Genomic DNA, 20,823 nt, shown 5'->3' with positions numbered 1-20,823 from the left:
ATGATAAAAATAGAACAATTACCCCAAAAGGAAATTAAGAAAGGCTTCAAAGCACGTTTTGTGCATACTCTTCATACCACTCTTGGTTTTTGGGAAGTAGAAAAAGGAGCTGTTTTGCCAATGCACAATCATATACATGAGCAAAGCACACAGGTACTGGAAGGGAAATTTGAAATGACCATTGGCGATGAAACCAAAATTTATGAAAAAGGCGATTTAGCCGTCATCCCACCCAATGTAATACATGGAGGAGTGGCTCTAACCAATTGCCAACTTTTTGATGTTTTCAGCCCCGTTCGGGAAGATTATTTAAAATAACAAACAAGAAAATCATCAACATAAAATAATGAGGTTAGAAGAACATGTTGAAATTAAAGGAAAGAAACTGTTTGTGCAATGTATTCAAGCATATTCAGGCAAGTCATTTATCGTATTCTTGCACGACTCATTGGGTTCTATTCAACTATGGAGGGACTTTCCCGAAAAACTTGGGCAAGCAACTGAATGTAACATTTTAGTTTATGACCGTTTGGGTTATGGCAATTCAGACCCAATGCCAACACATAAAAGACCGATAAATTATTTAGAAAATGAAGCAGACATTTTAAATGAACTGCTAATAAAGTTGAATGTAGAAAACGCTATTTTATTTGGACATAGTGACGGTGGTTCAATTTCTTTAATTATGGCAAGTAAATATTCAAACAGAATTAAAGCAATCATTTGTGAAGCTGCTCATATTTTTGTTGAAGATATTACTCTAAACGGAATTTATAATGCAATGGAAGCGTTCAAAACTACAAACCTGCGAGAAAGATTAATTAAATATCACGGTGGCAACAAAGTAGATAGTGTATTCAAGGCTTGGACTGAAACTTGGACGATGGAAGAATATAAAAATTGGAATATTGAACCGTTTTTGCCAACTATTAAGTGTCCTACATTGGTGATACAAGGCGAACAAGATGAATACGGCACAATTAAACAAGTTGACGGAATTGTAAATCAAATATCAGGAATTGCTAAAAAAATACTTTTGCCAAATATTAAACATACACCACATAAAGAGGCTCCCGAATTTATTTTAAAAATTGCTTCAGAATTCATTTCAAATCTGATTGATGGATAAAGCCTGCCGCTAACATTGGTATTGCTGCAAATTTAGGACAGCCTACTAATCTCAAACAACAACAAATCATTAATAACAATTAAATTTTTAGAAACTATGATTTTGAAAATGAAGTACAGATTATTTTTATTTGCGTTCGTTGTTTTGTGCTTCGACAGCCAAGCACAAACACCAATCCATCTTAAGCATTTTTTTCAAACAAAACCATCGCCTGCAAATGAAGTGCCGTATGGTGCTAATCCCAAAGCAGGTCATTATGCCAACGCTGGTGACGCAAAGATTTATTATGAGGTGTATGGTAAAGGAAAGCCTATTGTTATTCTTCATGGTGGCATTTTTGGTTCTACCTATGAAATGTTTCAACTTATTGACAGCTTAAAAAAGAAATATCAAGTCATCGCCGTTTCGACCCGTGGTCATGGGAAATCAGAACTTGGAACAGAAATCATTACCTATGAACAAAAGGCAAATGATGTTCTATCAGTTATAAATGCTGTTACGAAAGACAGCGTAACCATACTTGGTTTTAGTGACGGAGCATATACCGGATATAAAATAGCAAGCATGTATCCAAACAGGGTAAAGAAACTAATTGCTATTGGTGCTACTGAATTGCATCCGGGCTTGCGTGACTTTACATTCAATGCGAAACAAGGAGTTTCTCTGGACACAGCTTATTGGAAACAGCAGTTTCAATTAATGCCACAACCAGACAGACTACAAGAAATGTTTACCAAACTTGGTAACATGTATAATAACCTTACACTTGATAAAACATTTTTTGAAACCATAAAATGTCCTGTACTAATTATGGCAGGAGACAGAGACCCAGGCAATCCGCCAGAAAGAGTTGTTTCAACAGCACAAATGATACCGCACTGCGAAATAAGTATTATCCCCAACTGCACACATCCTGTTTTCTTGGAAAACTTTCAGGCTGTTTGGTTCAGTGTCGTGCCTTTTTTGGCACAATGAAACATTTGACCTGTTCGCCCAACCATACTTACAATCTCGTTGAACGAAAGCCTGCCGCTAACAGCTAGAGTTTGGCAATATGGCGGGTTTAGGCTAAATTTGAAGCAGGTTTTGTACTTGAAAATCTGTGTTTAACCGAAAGTTTGGGCTTCCTTAATCCGCTACATTGCCAAGCTGCCAAACGTTATACACAAATTAAAAACGAAGAAAACAAAAAAGCTACATCTGTAAAGATTTAGCTTTTTTTATTGATTGCAAGGAGAAAACGGTATTCTTTAATTGGTTTTCATTGGCGGCAAGTCAAATGCTGCTGCTTCATGTTTAAAATTGTTGGGGTGGGAACCGTCACAAAAAGGCTTGTTGGATGATAATCCACAACGACAAAGACCCAATGCGGTTCTTCCCTCCAGTCCATAAACTTTACCTTCGAAGTCCATTATTTCGAAATCACCTTCTATTTTTATAGATCCGTTGCGATTAATTATTAGTTTTGTCTTACTCATAATGCTATTTAATTTTTTTGAGTCCAAAGATTGCAAAATATATCCTGACAGCTTAGAAATAGCGATTTTTTTATGATGCAAAAGACTAATTTACATTAATTCTATATTATGCAAAAGGTAAATTATGAAGCAACAGTAACCAACTGAAACAAATCAGATCGGACACCAAATCGATTATAACCACACTTCCCTTCTATACAAAGGAGACTTCACACAGAGTATAAATTCTGATTCTTAGTTCCTTTTTATTTTATCGTATAAGCCAAATGATTTCCATCTATATTGTACATTTGTCAAGTACGTAGTACATTTTGGGTTGTGTTTGATTATTTTATGTTTTGTCGCATGAATATTCACAACCTTTTTAATTTTAACTAAAGAAGCATTCAATACCATATAATATTAAAAGCATGAGTATCTTAAAAAAAGTAAATGAATATAGAAGGATAATAACACACAGCCTGACTAAAAACATTGGTAGTTCACAAAAGAATCAAAAAATTGATTTGACTCAAAAAATTGAAATTAAAAGAGTTTTAATTTCAAGGCCAAATCATAGATTAGGAAACCTTTTGTTGATTACGCCGCTAGTGCAAGAAGTTATCGCCACTTTTCCAGAGTGTAAAATTGATCTATTTGTAAAAGGAGGTTTAGCTCCCATTGTTTTTCAAAATTATGAAAACATAAATTACATTATTGAACTCCCTAAAAAACCTTTCAAACATTTAATAGATTATTTTCAAGTATGGATAAAAATCAAAAAACAACACTATGATATCGTTATCAATGTAGATAAAAACTCTTCATCCGGAAGATTGTCAGCGCAATTTGCTAATGCAAAATATAAATTTTTTGGCGAGGTTGATCAAGATATTCAATTGAAATATACCGATTATGAACACATTGCAAAATATCCGGTGTATGAATTTAGAAATTTTTTAACCAAATTAGGGTTTGAGAAAAACGAGAATCCAGTTCCACCATTAGACCTCAAGTTAAGCCCTTTAGAAATTGCTGAAGGCCGAAAAATAGTAGCAAAAATAGTGACTGACGAGAAAAAGACTATTTCCATTTTTACTTATGCCACTGATGACAAATGCTATTCAGAATCTTGGTGGGAAGAATTTTACGAGCGATTAAAAACGGAATACCCAAATTACAATATTATTGAAGTTTTACCCGTTGAAAATATTTCACAAATTGGATTTAAAGCACCTACCTTTTACAGTAAAGACATTCGTGAAATTGGGTCGGTGATTGCAAATACCGTAATTTTCATTGGTGCCGACAGCGGCATTATGCACTTGGCCAGTGCTTCGCAAACCCCTACCGTTGGTTTATTTTCACGTCCTAATCTAAACATGTATGCGCCTTACAACAATAATAGTGTGGCGATAAACACCAATAACAGTAATACGGATGATTGTATTAAAATCATCAATCGCATTCTTACTGCCAACTGATTTAGCATTACCTTTTCCTTATGAAAAACAAAATTAAATAACCAATGAAAAAAACACTCTTTTTGCTTCTTACACTTGTATTTACTGGATCAATTTGGGCACAGGACACCAACTCATTTTCTTTAACTATGGATCATGCGGCGCTTTCGGTAAAAGATTTGGATCGTTCGGTTGATTTTTACACAAACGTTTTGAAACTTCAAGAAATTACTAACCTCACTAGAAAAGAAGGTATTCGTTGGATTTCTTTGGGAGATGGAAAAGAATTGCATTTAGTTTCTACTATTAAAGAACCCGTTACAATAAATAAAGCCGTGCATCTTGCTTTTAAAGCTATCAACTTTGATGGACTGGTAAAAGTATTGGAAAACCTAAAAATCACTTATTCTGACTGGCCGGGAACACTTCATAAAATCAACGTTCGCGCTGATGGTATCAAACAGATTTATTTTCAGGATCCAGATGGTTATTGGATTGAAGTAAATAGTGTGAAACAAGATTAAAAATCAAAATACCTTTAAAAAACGAAAACTCCCCAGACAACTAGGGAGTTTTCGTTTTTTATAAGGGTAAAATTACTGCACCACTCTATTTATTTGGGTAAAATTTCTCTCATAATACTTTTCTTTAGTTGAAGAAATAATCACTCCATCATGTACTGAGGCGTGTATGAATTTTATTTCTCCCTCGCATACTTCCACTACCATACCTACATGATTGATTTGGCTTCTGCCATTGGTCTTAAAGAAAATCAGATCGCCTTTTTGAGCTTCTTCGGTATTGATTTTTGTCCCATAATCGGATTGTTCCCGTGAGGTTCTTGGCAACTTAATATCAAAAGCTTCAAAAGTGGTACACATTAAACCGGAACAATCAAATCCTGCTTTTGAGGTTCCTCCTGTACGGTATCGCGTCCCAATATTTTCTGAAGCGCGTCCAATCAATTGATCCAGAAATTCATTGCTAAAAGTTGGCTTTATAAAATTTTTGATTTCTCCATTGTTACTTTCGTCCATTGCATTTTGAAATCGATAATTTCCAGTATTTCTAGATTCATCATTTCTGTTTTCAGTGTTTAAAAATGCTGCACGATCACTTGAAGAATCACCTTTGCGAATATTTAATTTATAACCTAACGGAAGCGTATTTTTAATTTCTGGGTTTTGTTTTTCTAATTCCTGAACCGTGATTCCGTATTGTTTTGCAATACCATATTTAGTTTCTTTAGGCAATATTTCCCGAACAATCACTTCTGGTGTTGAATTTGAAGTCTCATTTGCTTGAGGAACAACAACTAATTCTGTTTTTGGTAAATCAATTTTCGGTTGAAGAATAACCGCTTCTTCAATTTTTGGTAAAACCGAAGATGTATTAGGAATAACCGCAAGTGTTTCTTTTGGCACTTCTTTGTTTTGTTGCGCAACAACAGCCATTTCATTTATTACAGATGCATTACCGGGAATATTGATTTTTTGACCCACTCTAAGTGATTTAACGCCTATTGTTGGATTAGCTTTATCAAATTCCTTGATTGTGATTCCGTATTGTTTCGTGATCGAATACTTAGTTTCTTTTGGCAAAACTTCCCGTGAAAATGTTTCTGAAGTTGGGATTACAGTTTCACTCACTTGAGACTCAGCATCTGATTCTGTTTTTGCTAAGGCTTTTTTTGATTGGGGAAGAACTGTTATTTCTGTTGAAGATGCGTTTTGGGGAATGGTAATTTTTTGACCTATTTTCAATCCTGAAGATTCTAAGGTTGGATTGGCTTCGTTTAATTCTTTTACTGTAATTCCGTATTGTCTCGCGATTCCGTAAAGTGTTTCTTTGGCAAGTACTTCATGTTCTTTCTCGGAATAATTTGTTGCAATTTTAGATTTGGTATTGGTATTTTTTGGAGCAGTAACAGGAATTAATAATACTGAATTGAGTTTTAATAGATTCTTGGCTTTTGGATTTAATTTATAGATTTCACTTTGTTTTACATCATATTTCTCCGCAATACTCGAAATAGTTTCCCCTTTTACGATGGTATGTTTCTTGGTGCTTTCCTGAGAAAAAAGTACAATACTATTAAATAAAAACAATGTTACAACTAATCTTAAACTCATATTCATTTATTTCAAATTACTTACCCCATTTTTATTCTCCTTAGCGATTTCGGGATATAATTATTAAATCTCGCCAGGGTTTGTTTTCAACTATTTCTTATTTTAAAAAAATCATAAAAAAATCTTATCTCTTTTTAAAAAGAGGGCAAGAAGGATTCATTTTAAAATCTAATTGAATTTTTGTTCGAATTGCAAAAGCAACTTAAACAGTAACGCAGTACAATCCAAATGTATTGTTGCGCTGAAAATAAATATTCTGATGAAGAGATAATTGTATGTACAATCAAAAAAAAGCTTCGCTGAAAAATTTATCTACAAAAAAGCTAATTTAAGTTATAAAATTTAAAAAACAATGTTTTTTTTTGATTTTAACGTGTTAAAAAAAAGAAAACGCCTATTTTTCAGCATTTTTAAGGGCTTTTTAGAACAAAAAATTCCATTTTATTTAAAATAACACTATTCACTTCTTTTTTTAAATCGTAAAATCCAGAGAAATTCGCCTTCCCGATTTGTAGCCCTGATGAAAGTGGAAAGCCTTTTGAAATGGAATTGTATTTTTTTCCTGAGAAAAAAGAGCGACCAAGCCTCATCACCCCCAGCCCCTCTCCAAAGGAGAGTGTAGCCAAAAAGCTCCTTTTTTATCTTGAAAAAAAGCAATTCGATTAAAAAGCTTGAAGCGGTCAGCAGGAAATAGCTCAAAAAAACCACCTCATTTTATATGAAGTGGTGCTTTTAGTTCTTTCACTTTCTTTACACTACATGCACATCATGCCATTTTTCTGCAAGTTTACTGAGATTAGCCCGCATTAAATCATCAGGAGTCATCGCTATCCTAAATTCGCAATTGGCTTCAAAATTTAAAAACCAAGGTTCAGCAATAGATGGAATAGCAGAGGCATCAGGAACTTCAACTACCATAATAGCACCTCGATGACCATCTTGTTCGGAAAAATAAATACTCTCTGGTTTGATATCATCAATCACTCGACTGATGATTTCGCCAGCTGTACCATTTCTAGCCATTGAGTTGAAAGGCTCAATAGGAAAGATAACATTAACTAACATTCTCATTGCAATTGGATTTAAAATTAATATTGACTAAAGATACAAAATAACGCAATCACCTTAAATCTTAAATAACTTATTATCAATATTTTAACTTCAAGTTAATATGACCTCAGATGAGAAATCTCGTTCTTCGAAGAAAATCCCCATAAAACAAAAAACTCCCAAGTTACCTTGAGAGTTTTGAATATAAATATTTAATTTACTTATGCTTTTCCAGCAGCAGCAATCAAGTTTAATGCTGAACCAGCAACGAACCAACCAATTTGTCCTTCGTTGTACGTATGGTTTGCCAAGATAATATCTTTGGTTCCATCTGCGTGAACGAATTCTAAGGTTAAAGGTTTTCCTGGAGCAAAATCTACTAAATCTGTGATGTTGATACTATCATCTTCTTGGATTTTATCGTAATCTGCTTCGGTAGCAAATGTTAATCCTAAAAGACCTTGTTTTTTAAGGTTTGTTTCGTGAATACGAGCAAATGATTTTACTAATACTGCTTGAACACCTAAGAAACGAGGCTCCATAGCAGCGTGCTCTCTAGAAGATCCTTCTCCATAATTGTGATCTCCCACAACAATAGATGGAACTCCAGCCGCTTTGTAAGCACGTGCTACTGCAGGAACTGCATCGTACATACCAGTCAATTGGTTTTTAACCGAGTTGGTTTTATCATTAAAAGCATTAACTGCTCCAATCAACATATTATTTGAAATGTTATCTAAGTGACCACGGAAACGCAACCATGGACCAGCCATAGAGATATGGTCTGTAGTACATTTTCCGAAAGCTTTAATCAATAATTTAGCTCCTGAAATATTTTTACCGTCCCAAGGTTGGAATGGTGCCAATAATTGCAAACGATCTGAAGTTTCGCTAACTGCAATTTGAACTCCTGATCCATCAGCAGCCGGTGCTTGAAAACCTGCATCTTCCACAGCAAATCCTTTTTTAGGTAATTCATCACCAAAAGGAGCGCTTAATTTTACTTCTTCACCTTTATCGTTAATCAAAGTATCTGTCAAAGGATTGAAATCCAAACGACCCGAAATTGCTAATGCAGCAACCATTTCTGGTGAAGTTACAAAAGCATGTGTATTTGGGTTACCATCCGCACGTTTAGAGAAATTACGGTTAAAAGAGTGAACGATTGTATTTTTCTCTCCTTTATCTGCTCCTGCTCTATCCCATTGTCCGATACATGGTCCACAAGCATTTGTAAATACTTTGGTTCCCATTTTTTCGAAAGTAGCGATGATTCCGTCTCTTTCGATTGTATATCTAATTTGTTCAGAACCTGGGTTAATTCCAAATTCAGCTTTTGGGCTAATTCCTAATTCAACAGCTTGATTCACGATAGACGCCGCTCGAGCCATATCTTCGTAAGAAGAGTTTGTACAAGAACCGATTAATCCCCATTCTACTTTAATTGGCCATCCATTAGCAGCAGCTTCTGCTTTCATTTTAGAAACTGGTGTACCTCTGTCTGGAGTAAAAGGACCATTGATGTGTGGCTCTAATTCAGAAAGGTTAATTTCGATAACTTGATCAAAATACGTTTCTGGATTTGCATACACTTCAGGATCGGCAGTTAAGTAAGAAGCTACCTTATCAGCAGCATCTACTACATCTTGACGACCAGTTGCAGAAAGGTATCTTCTCATCGACTCGTCATAACCAAATGTAGAAGTGGTCGCACCAATTTCGGCTCCCATATTACAAATAGTTCCTTTTCCAGTACATGACATTGAAGTAGCTCCTTCTCCAAAATATTCAACAATAGCTCCCGTTCCACCTTTTACAGTAAGAATATCAGCTACTTTAAGGATAACATCTTTTGGTGCAGTCCAACCAGAAAGTTTTCCAGTTAATTTTACACCTATTAATTTTGGAAATTTTAATTCCCATGACATTCCTGACATTACATCTACTGCATCAGCTCCACCAACACCAATTGCTAGCATCCCTAATCCACCTGCATTTACAGTATGTGAATCGGTTCCAATCATCAAACCTCCAGGGAATGCATAATTCTCCAAAACGATTTGGTGAATAATTCCTGAACCCGGTTTCCAAAAACCAATTCCGTATTTATTAGAAACTGAAGAAAGAAAATCAAAAACTTCTTTTGATTGTGTGTTCGCTACAGCTAAATCGCTTGAAGCTCCTACTTTTGCTTGAATCAAGTGATCACAGTGAACCGTTGTAGGAACTGCAACAGTTTTCTTTCCTGCATGCATAAATTGCAATAATGCCATTTGAGCTGTTGCATCTTGACAAGCAACTCTGTCTGGAGCAAAATCAACATAATCAACACCTTTTGCAAAAGCTTTAGATGGAGTTCCATCCCAAAGGTGGTTATATAAAATTTTCTCTGTTAAAGTAAGTGGACGACCAACTATCTCACGTGCTTTATCAACACGAGATGTCATATTTGCGTACACTTTTTCAATCATTTCAATATCAAAAGCCATAAGATTTATATAATTGATTATTTATTCTATTTAAAACATCACAAGATACAAAAAAATTGAGTAGCAATAAAAAAAAAGCCCGAGTTTATAAACTAGGGCTTTTGAATTATGATTAACGAATCATGTGATTATTTTATTAACAACTTATGAGGAGGTGCAAATTTAGTCAGATTGATACCTTCCACTGCCGTTTTATATTCCTCTATTGTAGGAGTTCTACCAAGAATTGTTGACAGAACCACAACCGGTGTAGATGAAAGCAATGACTCTCCCTTTTTACTCGCAGAATCTTCTACTACTCTTCCTTGGAAAAGACGAGTTGAAGTTGCTATCACTGTATCTCCTTTAGATGCTTTTTCCTGATTACCCATGCAAAGGTTACATCCCGGGCGCTCTAGATATAGCATGTTTTCATATTCTGTACGTGCAGCAGCTTTAGGAACATTATCGTCGAATTCGAAACCAGAGTATTTCTGTAAAACTTCCCAGTCACCTTCAGCTTTAAGTTCATCTACGATATTATAAGTAGGTGGTGCTACTACAAGCGGTGCTAGAAACTCTACCTTACCTTTTTGGTCTTCAATGTTCTTAAGCATTTGAGCAAGGATTTTCATATCTCCCTTGTGAACCATACAAGAACCAATAAATCCAAGATCAACTTTTTTATCTCCTCCATAGAAAGATAGAGGTCTGATGGTGTCGTGAGTATATCGTTTAGAAACATCAATATTATTCACGTCAGGATCAGCAATCATTGGTTCAGCAATCTGATCAAGATCAACAACAACTTCAGCGAAATACTTCGCATTTGCATCTGGAGTCAGAGCTGGTTTCTCACCTGATTTAATCTCGGCGATTCTCTTATCAGCTATATTAATCAATCCCTTCAGTACTTGTGTAGCATTATCCATACCCTTATCAATCATGATCTGGATTCTACTCTTCGCAATCTCTAGTGATTCAATCAAGGTATCATCTTCAGAAATACAGATAGAAGCTTTTGCCTTCATTTCTGCAGTCCAGTCAGTAAACGTAAATGCTTGGTCAGCATTAAGAGTTCCAAGGTGAACCTCAATGATTTTACCTTGAAATACGTTCTCTCCTCCAAACTTCTGAAGCATCTGAGCTTGTGTAGCATGAACCACATCACGGAAATCCATATAACCCTTCATATCTCCTTTGAACGTCACCTTCACTGATTCAGGAATTGGCATTGAAGCTTCACCAGTAGCAAGTGCAAGAGCAACTGTTCCTGAGTCAGCACCAAAAGCAACACCTTTAGACATTCTTGTATGAGAGTCACCACCGATGATGATAGCCCACTCGTTTACAGTAATATCATTAAGTACTTTGTGAATTACATCAGTCATTGAGTGATAAACACCTTTCGGGTCACGAGCAGTGATCAAACCGAAGTCGTTCATAAATTTCATCAGTTTTGGAATGTTAGCCTGAGCTTTCTTATCCCATACTGAAGCAGTGTGACAACCAGATTGGTATGCACCGTCAACGATTGGCGAAATTACCGTAGCAGCCATAGATTCCAATTCTTGAGCAGTCATAAGACCAGTGGTATCCTGTGAACCTACGATATTAACTTCTACACGAACATCCGAACCAGCGTGTAACACTTTGCCTGGAGTCGTACCAACAGCGTTTCTATTGAATATTTTTTCTACTGCAGTAAGGCCTTGTCCCTCATGAGAAATCTCCTTTGATGGAGCAAATACAAGAGGAGGATCGATGCCTAGAACCTTCGCAGCGAATGTCTGGAGCTTTTTACCAAATACAATAGCGTATGACCCACCAGCCTTTATAAATTCCATTTTCTGAGGAGTAAATGCCTTAGAAATATCAATCAGCTCTTTGTCGCCATTATAAAGTTTCTTTTCCTTTATATTGATTGTAAGAACAGTGCCAGTAGCAACAGAGTAGGCTTCCTCGAGAATAGGGTCACCACTTTCATTGCGAACAGGATCACCATTCTCATCCAGTTTTTTTACCCAGTTTTTAAGATCAAGACCAATACCACCAGTAACATCAACAGTTGTAAGGAAAATTGGAGAAATACCATTTGTTCCTGCAACAATCGGAGCAAAATTAACAAATGGAACATAAGGACTTGCTTGTTTACCAGTCCAAAGAGCCACGTTATTTACACCTGACATTCTTGATGAACCCACACCCATAGTACCTTTTTCAGCAATCAACATCACGCTTTTGTCTGGATGTTGTGCTTGAAGTGCCTTTATTTCCTCTTGTGCTTGAGGAGAAATCATACATTTACCATGAAGTTCACGATCAGATCGCGAGTGAGCTTGGTTACCTGGAGAGAGCAAATCAGTCGAAATATCTCCCTCACCAGCAATATAAGTAACAACTTTAATTTCGTCAGCTACTTCTGGCAGTTTTGTAAAGAACTCAGCCTGTGCGTAACTTTCTAGAATCTCTTTAGCGATTTCGTTACTGTTTTTGAATGCCTCCACTAAACAATTTGTATCCGCCTCGTAAAGGTAAACTTGTGTTTTAAGAACCTTTGCAGCTTCTTTTGCAATAGCAACATCATTACCTAAAGCTAAATCAAGCAACACCTCAATCGAAGGCCCACCCTTCATGTGTGATAATAACTCAAAAGCAAAAGCAGGTGTAATTTCTTTTACTACAGATTCACCAAGAATGATCTCCTTTAAAAATTCAGCTTTCTCACCAGCTGCACTAGTAGTTCCAGGTATAGTGTTGTAAATAAAAAAATTAAGAGAATCCTCTCGATATTCGCTATCTAAATCTTTAATTTGCGCAATGATTTCGCTTAACAATTCGGCACCATCAATTGGCTTCGGGTGAAGTCCCTGAATTTTTCGTTCTTCGATCTCCTTGATGTAATCGTTATAAGTGTTCATAATGATGTCTTTTCAATGTTAATGGCAGATTTCCTTGATTATTTTAAAATCAAAAAGCCATAATATTTAGTTTTTTTTATTTATTTGTGGTGCAAATTTAAAGAATTTATGATGAGAATTAAAAAGAATTTAGCAGAAGATACGAACTGAAACACTATAATTACAAATAAATGAAATTATGTGATTTTTATTAAAAAATTCTAAGTATCCCAATGATTATTTATCTAATTACCACTTAACAAGACAAAAAAATCGACCCGTTTTTGATTCGTTTGCTTCAATTCTGAAATTACAATACTAAATATGTGATTTTGCAATCATCAAAAAAAACAAATTACACGTAAAAAAACAAATACTTACATCAATTTATCAATAATCATTTCTTCTGTAATTCCTTCCGCATCAGCCTTGTAATTTTTTATAATTCTATGACGCAAAATTCCGGTTGCCACGGCTTTTACATCTTCGATATCCGGTGAAAACTTTCCGTTGAAAGCGGCATTGGCTTTGGCAGCCAAAATTAAATTTTGTGAAGCTCTTGGTCCAGCTCCCCAATCCAGATAGTTTTTTACAAATTCATTGGACAGCGGATTATCCGGTCGTGTTTTACTTACCAGCGTTACCGCATATTCTATAACATTATCAGCGACAGGAATCCTACGAATCAAATGTTGGAAGTCGGTAATTTCCTGTGCCGTAAACAACGGATTTATCGTATTGTTCAAATCGGAAGTCGTACGCTTTACCACTTGCACTTCTTCTAAAAAAGAAGGATATTCGAGTTTTATGGCAAACATGAATCGGTCCAACTGCGCTTCAGGCAAAGGATAAGTTCCTTCCTGCTCAATAGGATTTTGAGTTGCCAAAACAAAATACGGCAAATCTAATTTATAATTCTCACCTGCAATAGTAACAGAACGCTCCTGCATGGCTTCAAGTAAAGCTGCCTGCGTTTTGGGCGGCGTCCTGTTGATTTCGTCTGCCAGAATAATATTCGAAAAAACGGGTCCTTTTATAAATTTAAATTTTCGGCTTTCATCTAATATTTCACTCCCCAAAATATCCGATGGCATCAAATCCGGAGTAAACTGAATTCTTTTGAAATCTAGACCCAAGGCTTGCGCCAAAGTATTTACCATTAATGTTTTCGCTAACCCAGGAACTCCTACCAACAAAGCATGACCACCAGAAAAAATACAAAGCAAAATTTGATCCACCACTGCATCCTGTCCTACAATGATTTTTGCTATTTCGTTTTTTAGTTCATTTCGTTTTTGAACTAAATTATGTATTGCTGCTACGTCAGACATTTTGAAATGTATTTTAAATTAAAAAGAGTTAGCTTTATGAATTCATAAAGCTAACTCTTTTTATTTATTTTATAAAAATTATTTTTTTAACCAGTTGTTTGTAAAAGTACAATCTCTGTATTCCCCTATAATTTTAATGTAGGTTTCTTTAATTTTCTCATCAAACCATTTTCCGATGGCTTTGATTTGTTTTTCTTTCAATGCCAAATCTTTAATTTTAATGTAATCCTTAGCATAATCAGCCGTATGTTCGTTTATTCTATTGGTCACGGTAATCAACTTGAATTTTTTCTTTCCTTGCTCATCTTCCATGAATGGCGCTGAAATTTCATTTTCTTTCAAATTTGAAACCTGGCTGTATAAACTAGGATCCATTTTTGTTAATTCAAAACGGGCATCTTGTGTTTTTGGATTGATTAAAGCTCCACCGTTTGCTCTGGTTTCTTTTTCGTCAGATAACGTTCTTGCTGCTTCCGCAAAAGTGATTTCCTTATCCACAATTCTTTTTCGAATTAAAGCAATTTTTTCTTTCGCCTCGTTCAACGATTCTTCAGACACAGCTGGAGTCAATAAAATATGACGCAATTCTATTTCTTGTCCTTTTATTTTTTCTACATATATAATGTGATACCCAAAATCCGTTTCAAAAGGAGCTGATATTTCTCCTTCGGCAAGACCAAAAGCTACATCTTTAAATTCTTTTACGAATGGCGTTTTACGATTCATTTTATAAAAACCGCCTGTTGCTCTCGAGCCTGGATCTTGTGAATACAAAACTGCTTTTGTGGCAAAACTGGAACCTTCTTGAATTTCTTTTTTGAAACCATTGAGTTTGTCTATCACTTTCTGTTTCTCTGCATCAGAAACTTTAGGAGTAATCACAATTTGCGCTACTTCCATTTCGGCACCAAAAAGAGGAAGCTCAGCTACGGGTATTGTTTTGAAAAAATTACGCACTTCTTCAGGCGTAATTTCTACTTCATCAATAATTTTCTTCATCATTTCTGAAGTAAGCCTCTGTTCTTTCAAAATATCAAAGAAATAAGTTCTGAATTCTTCTTCAGAATTTTTCTTGTAATACTTCACCACTTTATCCATAGATCCTAATTGCTCTGCCATATAGTTCAATCGATCGTCCATCATGCTTTTAACTTCAGAATCCGTTACCTTGATACTGTCTTGTATCGCTTGATGCGCATACAATTTATCTTCCAGTAATTTTCCTAACATCTGGCATCTTGTAATATCTTTTACAGAACCACCTTGACTTGAAATTTCCAAATAAGATTTATCAATATCTGAATCTAATATGATGTAATCACCAACTGTAGCAATAACACCGTCAATTTTTAATTTTTGATTAGATGATGTTTTAACAACAGTAACAACTGCACTGTCTTTTATGATCTCCTGAGCACTCATAATAGCACTTAAAAAAAACATAAAACAAAAAGTAAGTACAATTTTATTATTTATGAATCTCATTTGTATTGTTTTTAATGGCATTTTTTAAATTTATTTTTATCGTAAACTATCGTTATTTTTCTGTCTTCAAATCTGTTTTGATAAGACCTTTTTAATTTTGGCCAAATATACACTTTAAGAATCAAGAAACGAATTGAATTCACAATACAATTACTTACATTTCTTTAAACTTAAAACGAACAAAAATAACAATTCAATTACATAATACAAGTTTCCTTACTAGTATTAACAAAAATTTATAAACGCATTTATTTATTGCCTTGATTACTTTATAAATCTAATGGAAGCTGTGCTTTACAGATAAAATGATTTAAAATCCTGTTCAATTTTTACAAATACAACTATTTAAATGGACTCGCTTTTATTTTTTTAGCTTTTGATCTTTTCCAGATTATTTATTCTCCAACACCTTTTCGATTGGATTCTGTATTATCCCTTAGAATTATCAAACTACTTTTTATTTTATGACAGTCCGCAATATGTTCCAAAGGATAAAATATGGTACACAGATAACACGGATTGAACGGATTTTGCACAGATTTAAATAACTGTTTGATTCACCAAGTAAAAAAATCCGTGTAAATCGGTATAATCTGTACAATCTGTACAATCTGTGGGCTAATATTTATGCTTTATAAATGTACAAACGACGAAAATTATATTCGAAATGATTTTAGTCCGCATTACGGATAGTCATATTCTATTTAATACAGAAAAAATGATTAAACAATGACCTCAAAAAGCTACTAAAATTCTCATTTTAAGGACCGTATTCAAAAAGTTCTCAACACTACAACGTTTTCGCAAAGAATTAAAAGAGTTCCCATGTGGGTCGTGTAAGAATTTGCATAAATTAGCTAAAAAAGTGCCATTTTATATAAAAAATGAATATAAAAATAAATTTATGTTATTTTTTTAATTCATTTATTTCGATTTTAATAAAAACAAAATTCATTTCAAATTTTACAACAAGCAGATAAACAAAAAATCAACCCTAGAATTTAAATCGCATTCTATTTTTAATTGCTACTATTATCTAACCTAAATTATTCATTTTATGAAAAAACAAAATTTTAAAATTTATCTATTATCCGCTTTACTCGTTGGCTTGTACTCGTGTAATTCAAATGACGATCTGGCAACCGATTCCGCAGCAGCAGCTTCACAATTCAAAGTAATTGACGTAACCCATCATGATGGACATCCATTCAGCACTGGAAAAACGACTACTTCATTAACAGGGAAATATGTCGCAAATCCTGGGGGTGGCGTTATGATGCAGGCATTTTATTGGGATGTGCCTTCGGGCGGAAACTGGTGGAATACCGTCAACACCAAAGTAACCGAATGGTCTAATGCAGGTATTGGATCTATTTGGCTTCCTCCGGTATCAAAAGCACAAAATGGAGCATTTTCTATGGGATATGACCCTACTGATTATTTTGATTTTGGTGATTACAATCAAAATGGTTCTGTAGAAACCAGATTTGGTTCCCGTACTGAATTGGAAAGTCTGATAACAAAAGTACATACTGAAAACATGCAAGTATATGCTGATATTGTAATTAATCACAATAGTGGCGGTCAATTAGAAAACAATCCCTTTACAGGAACACAAACTTGGACAAATTTTACTGGTGTAGCTTCAGGAAAATTCCCTAGAACCAGCGCTGATTTTTATAAAAACTCCTATGCCAATAATGACGAAGGAGCTTTTGGAGGATTTCCAGACTTAGCGCATGTTGTACCAAATGTACAAGATTGGCTTTGGAAAAGAGCAGATGGCGTGGGAAAATATTATAAAAACACCATGCATTTTGATGGCTGGAGATTTGACTACGTAAAAGGTTTTGGTCCTTGGGTAGTGAAGGATTGGAATACCAATGTTGGCGGCTTCTCTGTTGGAGAATATTGGGATTCAAACGTAAACACATTGGAATGGTGGGCGAATAATGCCAATAGTTCAGTTTTTGATTTTGCTTGTTATTATAAAATGAACGACGCATTTGACGGAAACAACCTTAATCTTTTGAATGATGACATGATGTGGAAAAGAAACCCGTACAAAGCGGTTACTTTCGTTACCAACCACGACACCGATGAAATTTGGAAAAAAGAGTTAGCCTATGCTTATATTTTAACGCATGAAGGGTATCCTACTATTTTCTACAGAGATTATGAAGAATGGTTGAATAAAACAAAAATGAACAACCTAATTTGGATTCACAATAACAAAGCTACAGGAACCACTTCTATTTTATATACCGATACCGATGAATATATCGCCAGAAGAAATGGCTATAATGGAAATCCAGGATTAATAGTTTATATTAATAACTCATCAACTTGGCAAGAAAGATGGATTCAGACGAACTGGGCTAATGCCCAAATCAAAGATTTTACAGGTAATTCAACTTGGTTTCCTACAACTCAGGGAGATAAATGGGTTAAAATTCAATGTCCACCAAATGGGTATACTGTTTGGTCAATAAACATGTAATAGTTTGTTTGTTTTTGTTTTTTATATTTGAGGCTATCCTAACACGATAGCCTCTTTTTTTATTAAAACTATAGACCGAAACAAAATTAATACTCATAATTCTAGGACAAAAAAATACTACACTAGAGGCAAAGACATTGTAAAGGTATTTTTAGGTAATACATTTTTTTTAATTGGCATTTATAAATAGTACTTTTGCAAACTATTTTACATTAAATATGAGCTTTTTAAAAGAAATACAACGCAGAAGAACTTTCGGGATTATCTCACATCCTGATGCCGGAAAAACAACACTTACTGAGAAACTCCTCCTTTTTGGTGGTGCTATTCAAGAAGCGGGTGCTGTAAAAAACAACAAAATCAAGAAAGGCGCTACCAGTGACTTTATGGAAATTGAACGCCAAAGAGGAATTTCGGTTTCCACATCCGTTTTGGCTTTCAATTATAAAGACAAAAAAATAAACATACTCGATACTCCCGGACACAAGGATTTTGCTGAGGACACTTTTAGAACCTTAACAGCTGTTGACAGCGTTATTGTTGTAATTGATGTTGCCAAAGGTGTTGAGGAACAAACAGAGAAATTAGTAGCAGTTTGTAGATTGCGTAAAATTCCAATTATCGTATTTATTAATAAATTAGATAGAGAGGGAAAAGATGCTTTTGACTTAATGGATGAAGTGGAGCAAAAACTGGGCTTAACCGTTACTCCGCTAAGTTTTCCTATAGGAATGGGCTATGATTTTCAAGGAATTTATAATTTATGGGAAGAAAACATCAACTTATTTAGTGGTGACAGCCGCAAGAATATCGAAGAAACAATTGCTTTTTCAGATGTTAAAAATCCAGAATTAGAAAAGATTATTGGTGAAAAACCAGCATATAAACTACGTGAAGAATTAGAACTGATAGATGAAGTATATCCTAAATTTGATCGTCAGGATTATTTAGACGGGAAATTACAACCTGTATTTTTTGGTTCGGCATTAAATAATTTTGGAGTAAGAGAATTATTGGATTGTTTTGTTGAAATTGCTCCATCACCAAGACCTAAAGAATCAGAAACACGATTAGTTGATCCGAAAGAAGAAAAAATGACTGGATTTGTTTTTAAAATCCATGCCAATATGGATCCAAAACACAGAGACCGTTTGGCCTTTATAAAAATTGTTTCGGGAACTTTCGAAAGAAACAAACCCTATTATCACGTTCGTCAAAAAAAGAATTTAAAATTCTCCAGTCCGAATGCTTTCTTTGCCGAAAAGAAAGAAATCGTAGACATCTCTTACCCTGGCGATATTGTAGGTTTGCATGATACTGGAAATTTCAAAATTGGAGATACTTTGACAGAAGGGGAAATCATGAGTTTCAAAGGAATACCAAGTTTCTCTCCGGAACATTTCAGATACATCAATAATGCCGATCCAATGAAAGCCAAACAACTTGACAAAGGAATTGATCAGTTGATGGACGAAGGTGTCGCGCAGTTATTTACACTGGAAATGAACAACAGAAAAATTATTGGAACTGTTGGTGCGCTTCAATATGAGGTTATTCAATATCGCTTAGAGCATGAATACGGCGCAAAATGTACGTATGAAAATTTCCCGGTTCACAAAGCATGTTGGGTGAAGCCAAATGACCCAAAAAGTGATGAGTTTAAAGAATTTAGAAGGATTAAACAAAAATTCTTAGCACATGATAAATACGGGCAATTAGTATTTCTAGCTGATTCAGATTTTACCATTCAAATGACACAGAATAAATATCCAAACGTTAAATTGTATTTTACATCAGAATTTGAGTAAATTATATCCTTATAAAATATTTGCATAAAAAAACGCTAATTTAAAAATTAGCGTTTTTTTTATATCAATTAAAAATTAATTTAAGATTAAGCAATCATACTTTCTAGATCTACTGCTTTTTTCAAAAAAGCTTTTATCAGCAAACGGTTTGGAGCCGTTCCAGAAGTAATCACTTGTTTTTTTGTATTTGTTCCTTCTGTAGAAATTGCACTGTTTGGATCTTGTTTCGAACCCATAAACCATAGTACAAAGTTCATATTATTAGAAGAAGTACTTGTTGAAACATTTTCTTGTTTTGTATTACCGTTAACTTGAATTGTAGTTATATCAACCACATTTTTTGTAGCTTGAGCAAAAACAGAAGTATTTGATACTAAAATAAAAACAAACAAAATGACACCGTTCATAACGGATTTTTTATTTGATTTTAAAGAAAAATATTTCATAACAATTTGTTTTTATTAAATTTAATAAGATGTTTCCCTTATTCTTAGACGAAACTAAATCATTAAATTTTCAATAAAAAATATTTTCGATGAAGCACCTTAATAATCGTTTAAAGCACAAATTTGTAATTCATGCATGAGATTTAATGGTCAGTTACTATCAATTTGTAAATAAAATTTAAGAAATAAAAATTGTGTGTTATAACAAGGACAATAGGGATTACAAAAGAAGAAACCATATAAATTCCCTATTATTGATTTTAAAAAACAATAGTAATATCCAAATTTACATTTTGATAAAATAAAAAAGGCTCCAGAAATGGAGCCTTTTTTAAAGAATATTATGCTTGTCCCGCAGGACCAAAATTAAGCGGAATTGGTGCTTGTTCAGTGTCTTTTATTTCGCCATTAGCGACTTCAAAACGGTGAATGTTTTCTCCAATTGCTTTCAACAATCTTTTAGCATGTTGTGGTGTCAAGACAATTCTTGATTTTACCTTAGCTTTAGGAATACCGGGCATGATGCTTACAAAATCTAAAACAAACTCTGATGAAGAGTGATTTATTATTGCCAAATTGGAATAAATTCCTTCGGCAATTTTTTCGTCTAACTCAATGTTAATCTGTTCTTGTTGTTGATTTGAATTACTCATA

General features: G+C 34.4%; 17 protein-coding genes. 7 read left to right on the top strand and 10 right to left on the bottom strand.

The features are described from left to right. The 3 genes from ACNO7W_RS03995 (at position 1) to ACNO7W_RS03985 (ending at position 2,104) form a co-directional block, all read left to right on the top strand. On the top strand, positions 1 to 318 hold the full coding sequence (locus ACNO7W_RS03995) for a cupin domain-containing protein (RefSeq protein ID WP_417937113.1): 318 nt from the start codon (positions 1 to 3) through the stop codon (positions 316 to 318). Positions 319 to 346: 28 nt separating this feature from the next. Further along, on the top strand, positions 347 to 1,129 hold the full coding sequence (locus ACNO7W_RS03990; RefSeq protein WP_417937112.1) for an alpha/beta fold hydrolase: 783 nt from the start codon (positions 347 to 349) through the stop codon (positions 1,127 to 1,129). A gap of 108 nt (positions 1,130 to 1,237) precedes the next feature. Continuing rightward, entirely contained in the window at positions 1,238 to 2,104 is an 867-nt protein-coding gene (locus tag ACNO7W_RS03985) for an alpha/beta fold hydrolase (protein WP_417937111.1), read from the top strand. Positions 2,105 to 2,379: 275 nt separating this feature from the next. Here the strand turns inward: ACNO7W_RS03985 and ACNO7W_RS03980 are convergent, their stop codons facing one another. Continuing rightward, positions 2,380 to 2,607: a CDGSH iron-sulfur domain-containing protein gene (locus ACNO7W_RS03980; protein ID WP_417937110.1), complete on the bottom strand. Its 228-nt coding sequence runs from the start codon at positions 2,605 to 2,607 to the stop codon at positions 2,380 to 2,382. Between the two features lie 410 nt (positions 2,608 to 3,017). Here ACNO7W_RS03980 and ACNO7W_RS03975 point away from each other — a divergent pair, with 410 nt between their 5' ends. Continuing rightward, positions 3,018 to 4,070, top strand: a complete 1,053-nt coding sequence (locus tag ACNO7W_RS03975) for a glycosyltransferase family 9 protein (protein WP_417937109.1) — start codon at positions 3,018 to 3,020, stop codon at positions 4,068 to 4,070. A 44-nt stretch (positions 4,071 to 4,114) separates the two neighbouring features. Then, complete coding sequence (locus tag ACNO7W_RS03970) at positions 4,115 to 4,573, top strand: VOC family protein (protein WP_417937108.1); 459 nt, start codon at positions 4,115 to 4,117, stop codon at positions 4,571 to 4,573. Positions 4,574 to 4,645: 72 nt separating this feature from the next. On the opposite strand, the gene ACNO7W_RS03965 is transcribed toward ACNO7W_RS03970, so the two are convergent. The 7 genes from ACNO7W_RS03965 to ACNO7W_RS03935 all read right to left on the bottom strand — a co-directional run bounded on the left by ACNO7W_RS03965 (position 4,646) and on the right by ACNO7W_RS03935 (position 15,436). After that, on the bottom strand, positions 4,646 to 6,181 hold the full coding sequence (locus ACNO7W_RS03965; protein ID WP_417937107.1) for a LysM peptidoglycan-binding domain-containing protein: 1,536 nt from the start codon (positions 6,179 to 6,181) through the stop codon (positions 4,646 to 4,648). Positions 6,182 to 6,591: 410 nt separating this feature from the next. After that, positions 6,592 to 6,807, bottom strand: a complete 216-nt coding sequence (locus ACNO7W_RS03960; protein WP_417937106.1) for a hypothetical protein — start codon at positions 6,805 to 6,807, stop codon at positions 6,592 to 6,594. 124 nt (positions 6,808 to 6,931) lie between these two features. Next, positions 6,932 to 7,252, bottom strand: coding sequence for a panthothenate synthetase (locus tag ACNO7W_RS03955; RefSeq protein WP_417937105.1), 321 nt, complete (start codon positions 7,250 to 7,252; stop codon positions 6,932 to 6,934). A gap of 200 nt (positions 7,253 to 7,452) precedes the next feature. Further along, entirely contained in the window at positions 7,453 to 9,720 is a 2,268-nt protein-coding gene (locus tag ACNO7W_RS03950; RefSeq protein WP_143386203.1) for an aconitate hydratase, read from the bottom strand. A gap of 128 nt (positions 9,721 to 9,848) precedes the next feature. Beyond that, on the bottom strand, positions 9,849 to 12,620 hold the full coding sequence (locus ACNO7W_RS03945) for a bifunctional aconitate hydratase 2/2-methylisocitrate dehydratase (RefSeq protein WP_417937104.1): 2,772 nt from the start codon (positions 12,618 to 12,620) through the stop codon (positions 9,849 to 9,851). Positions 12,621 to 12,976: 356 nt separating this feature from the next. Continuing rightward, positions 12,977 to 13,930, bottom strand: coding sequence for an AAA family ATPase (locus ACNO7W_RS03940; protein WP_144065065.1), 954 nt, complete (start codon positions 13,928 to 13,930; stop codon positions 12,977 to 12,979). A 78-nt stretch (positions 13,931 to 14,008) separates the two neighbouring features. Then, on the bottom strand, positions 14,009 to 15,436 hold the full coding sequence (locus tag ACNO7W_RS03935) for a peptidylprolyl isomerase (RefSeq protein ID WP_417937103.1): 1,428 nt from the start codon (positions 15,434 to 15,436) through the stop codon (positions 14,009 to 14,011). A 1,036-nt stretch (positions 15,437 to 16,472) separates the two neighbouring features. Between ACNO7W_RS03935 and ACNO7W_RS03930 the strand changes: the two genes are divergently transcribed. Together ACNO7W_RS03930 and ACNO7W_RS03925 are read left to right on the top strand one after the other, a co-directional pair. Then, positions 16,473 to 17,915: an alpha-amylase gene (locus ACNO7W_RS03930; protein WP_417937102.1), complete on the top strand. Its 1,443-nt coding sequence runs from the start codon at positions 16,473 to 16,475 to the stop codon at positions 17,913 to 17,915. Between the two features lie 218 nt (positions 17,916 to 18,133). After that, a complete protein-coding gene (locus ACNO7W_RS03925; protein ID WP_417937101.1) occupies positions 18,134 to 19,723 on the top strand; it encodes a peptide chain release factor 3 in 1,590 nt (529 codons plus the stop codon). An 86-nt stretch (positions 19,724 to 19,809) separates the two neighbouring features. Here the strand turns inward: ACNO7W_RS03925 and ACNO7W_RS03920 are convergent, their stop codons facing one another. Both ACNO7W_RS03920 and ACNO7W_RS03915 read right to left on the bottom strand, forming a co-directional pair. Further along, positions 19,810 to 20,169 (bottom strand): hypothetical protein, encoded by a 360-nt coding sequence (locus ACNO7W_RS03920; protein WP_417937100.1) that lies wholly within the window; start codon positions 20,167 to 20,169, stop codon positions 19,810 to 19,812. Positions 20,170 to 20,510: 341 nt separating this feature from the next. Beyond that, positions 20,511 to 20,822 (bottom strand): DUF3467 domain-containing protein, encoded by a 312-nt coding sequence (locus tag ACNO7W_RS03915; protein WP_143386194.1) that lies wholly within the window; start codon positions 20,820 to 20,822, stop codon positions 20,511 to 20,513. Position 20,823: the final 1 nt, after the last annotated feature.

This window comes from Flavobacterium sp. ZB4R12, from assembly GCF_048276375.1.
Classification (GTDB): domain Bacteria; phylum Bacteroidota; class Bacteroidia; order Flavobacteriales; family Flavobacteriaceae; genus Flavobacterium; species Flavobacterium gawalongense.
This window is presented reverse-complemented; position numbering and strand designations above follow the sequence as displayed.

What these genes read in the sequence shown, in the direction of transcription:
- ACNO7W_RS03995 (WP_417937113.1), top strand. Translation starts at nt 1, where the DNA reads ATGATAAAAATAGAACAATTACCCCAAAAGGAAATTAAGAAAGGCTTC.
- ACNO7W_RS03990 (WP_417937112.1), top strand. Translation starts at nt 347, where the DNA reads ATGAGGTTAGAAGAACATGTTGAAATTAAAGGAAAGAAACTGTTTGTG.
- ACNO7W_RS03985 (WP_417937111.1), top strand. Translation starts at nt 1,238, where the DNA reads ATGAAGTACAGATTATTTTTATTTGCGTTCGTTGTTTTGTGCTTCGAC.
- ACNO7W_RS03980 (WP_417937110.1), bottom strand. Translation starts at nt 2,607, where the DNA reads ATGAGTAAGACAAAACTAATAATTAATCGCAACGGATCTATAAAAATA.
- ACNO7W_RS03975 (WP_417937109.1), top strand. Translation starts at nt 3,018, where the DNA reads ATGAGTATCTTAAAAAAAGTAAATGAATATAGAAGGATAATAACACAC.
- ACNO7W_RS03970 (WP_417937108.1), top strand. Translation starts at nt 4,115, where the DNA reads ATGAAAAAAACACTCTTTTTGCTTCTTACACTTGTATTTACTGGATCA.
- ACNO7W_RS03965 (WP_417937107.1), bottom strand. Translation starts at nt 6,181, where the DNA reads ATGAGTTTAAGATTAGTTGTAACATTGTTTTTATTTAATAGTATTGTA.
- ACNO7W_RS03955 (WP_417937105.1), bottom strand. Translation starts at nt 7,252, where the DNA reads ATGAGAATGTTAGTTAATGTTATCTTTCCTATTGAGCCTTTCAACTCA.
- ACNO7W_RS03950 (WP_143386203.1), bottom strand. Translation starts at nt 9,720, where the DNA reads ATGGCTTTTGATATTGAAATGATTGAAAAAGTGTACGCAAATATGACA.
- ACNO7W_RS03945 (WP_417937104.1), bottom strand. Translation starts at nt 12,620, where the DNA reads ATGAACACTTATAACGATTACATCAAGGAGATCGAAGAACGAAAAATT.
- ACNO7W_RS03940 (WP_144065065.1), bottom strand. Translation starts at nt 13,930, where the DNA reads ATGTCTGACGTAGCAGCAATACATAATTTAGTTCAAAAACGAAATGAA.
- ACNO7W_RS03935 (WP_417937103.1), bottom strand. Translation starts at nt 15,436, where the DNA reads ATGCCATTAAAAACAATACAAATGAGATTCATAAATAATAAAATTGTA.
- ACNO7W_RS03930 (WP_417937102.1), top strand. Translation starts at nt 16,473, where the DNA reads ATGAAAAAACAAAATTTTAAAATTTATCTATTATCCGCTTTACTCGTT.
- ACNO7W_RS03925 (WP_417937101.1), top strand. Translation starts at nt 18,134, where the DNA reads ATGAGCTTTTTAAAAGAAATACAACGCAGAAGAACTTTCGGGATTATC.
- ACNO7W_RS03920 (WP_417937100.1), bottom strand. Translation starts at nt 20,169, where the DNA reads ATGAAATATTTTTCTTTAAAATCAAATAAAAAATCCGTTATGAACGGT.
- ACNO7W_RS03915 (WP_143386194.1), bottom strand. Translation starts at nt 20,822, where the DNA reads ATGAGTAATTCAAATCAACAACAAGAACAGATTAACATTGAGTTAGAC.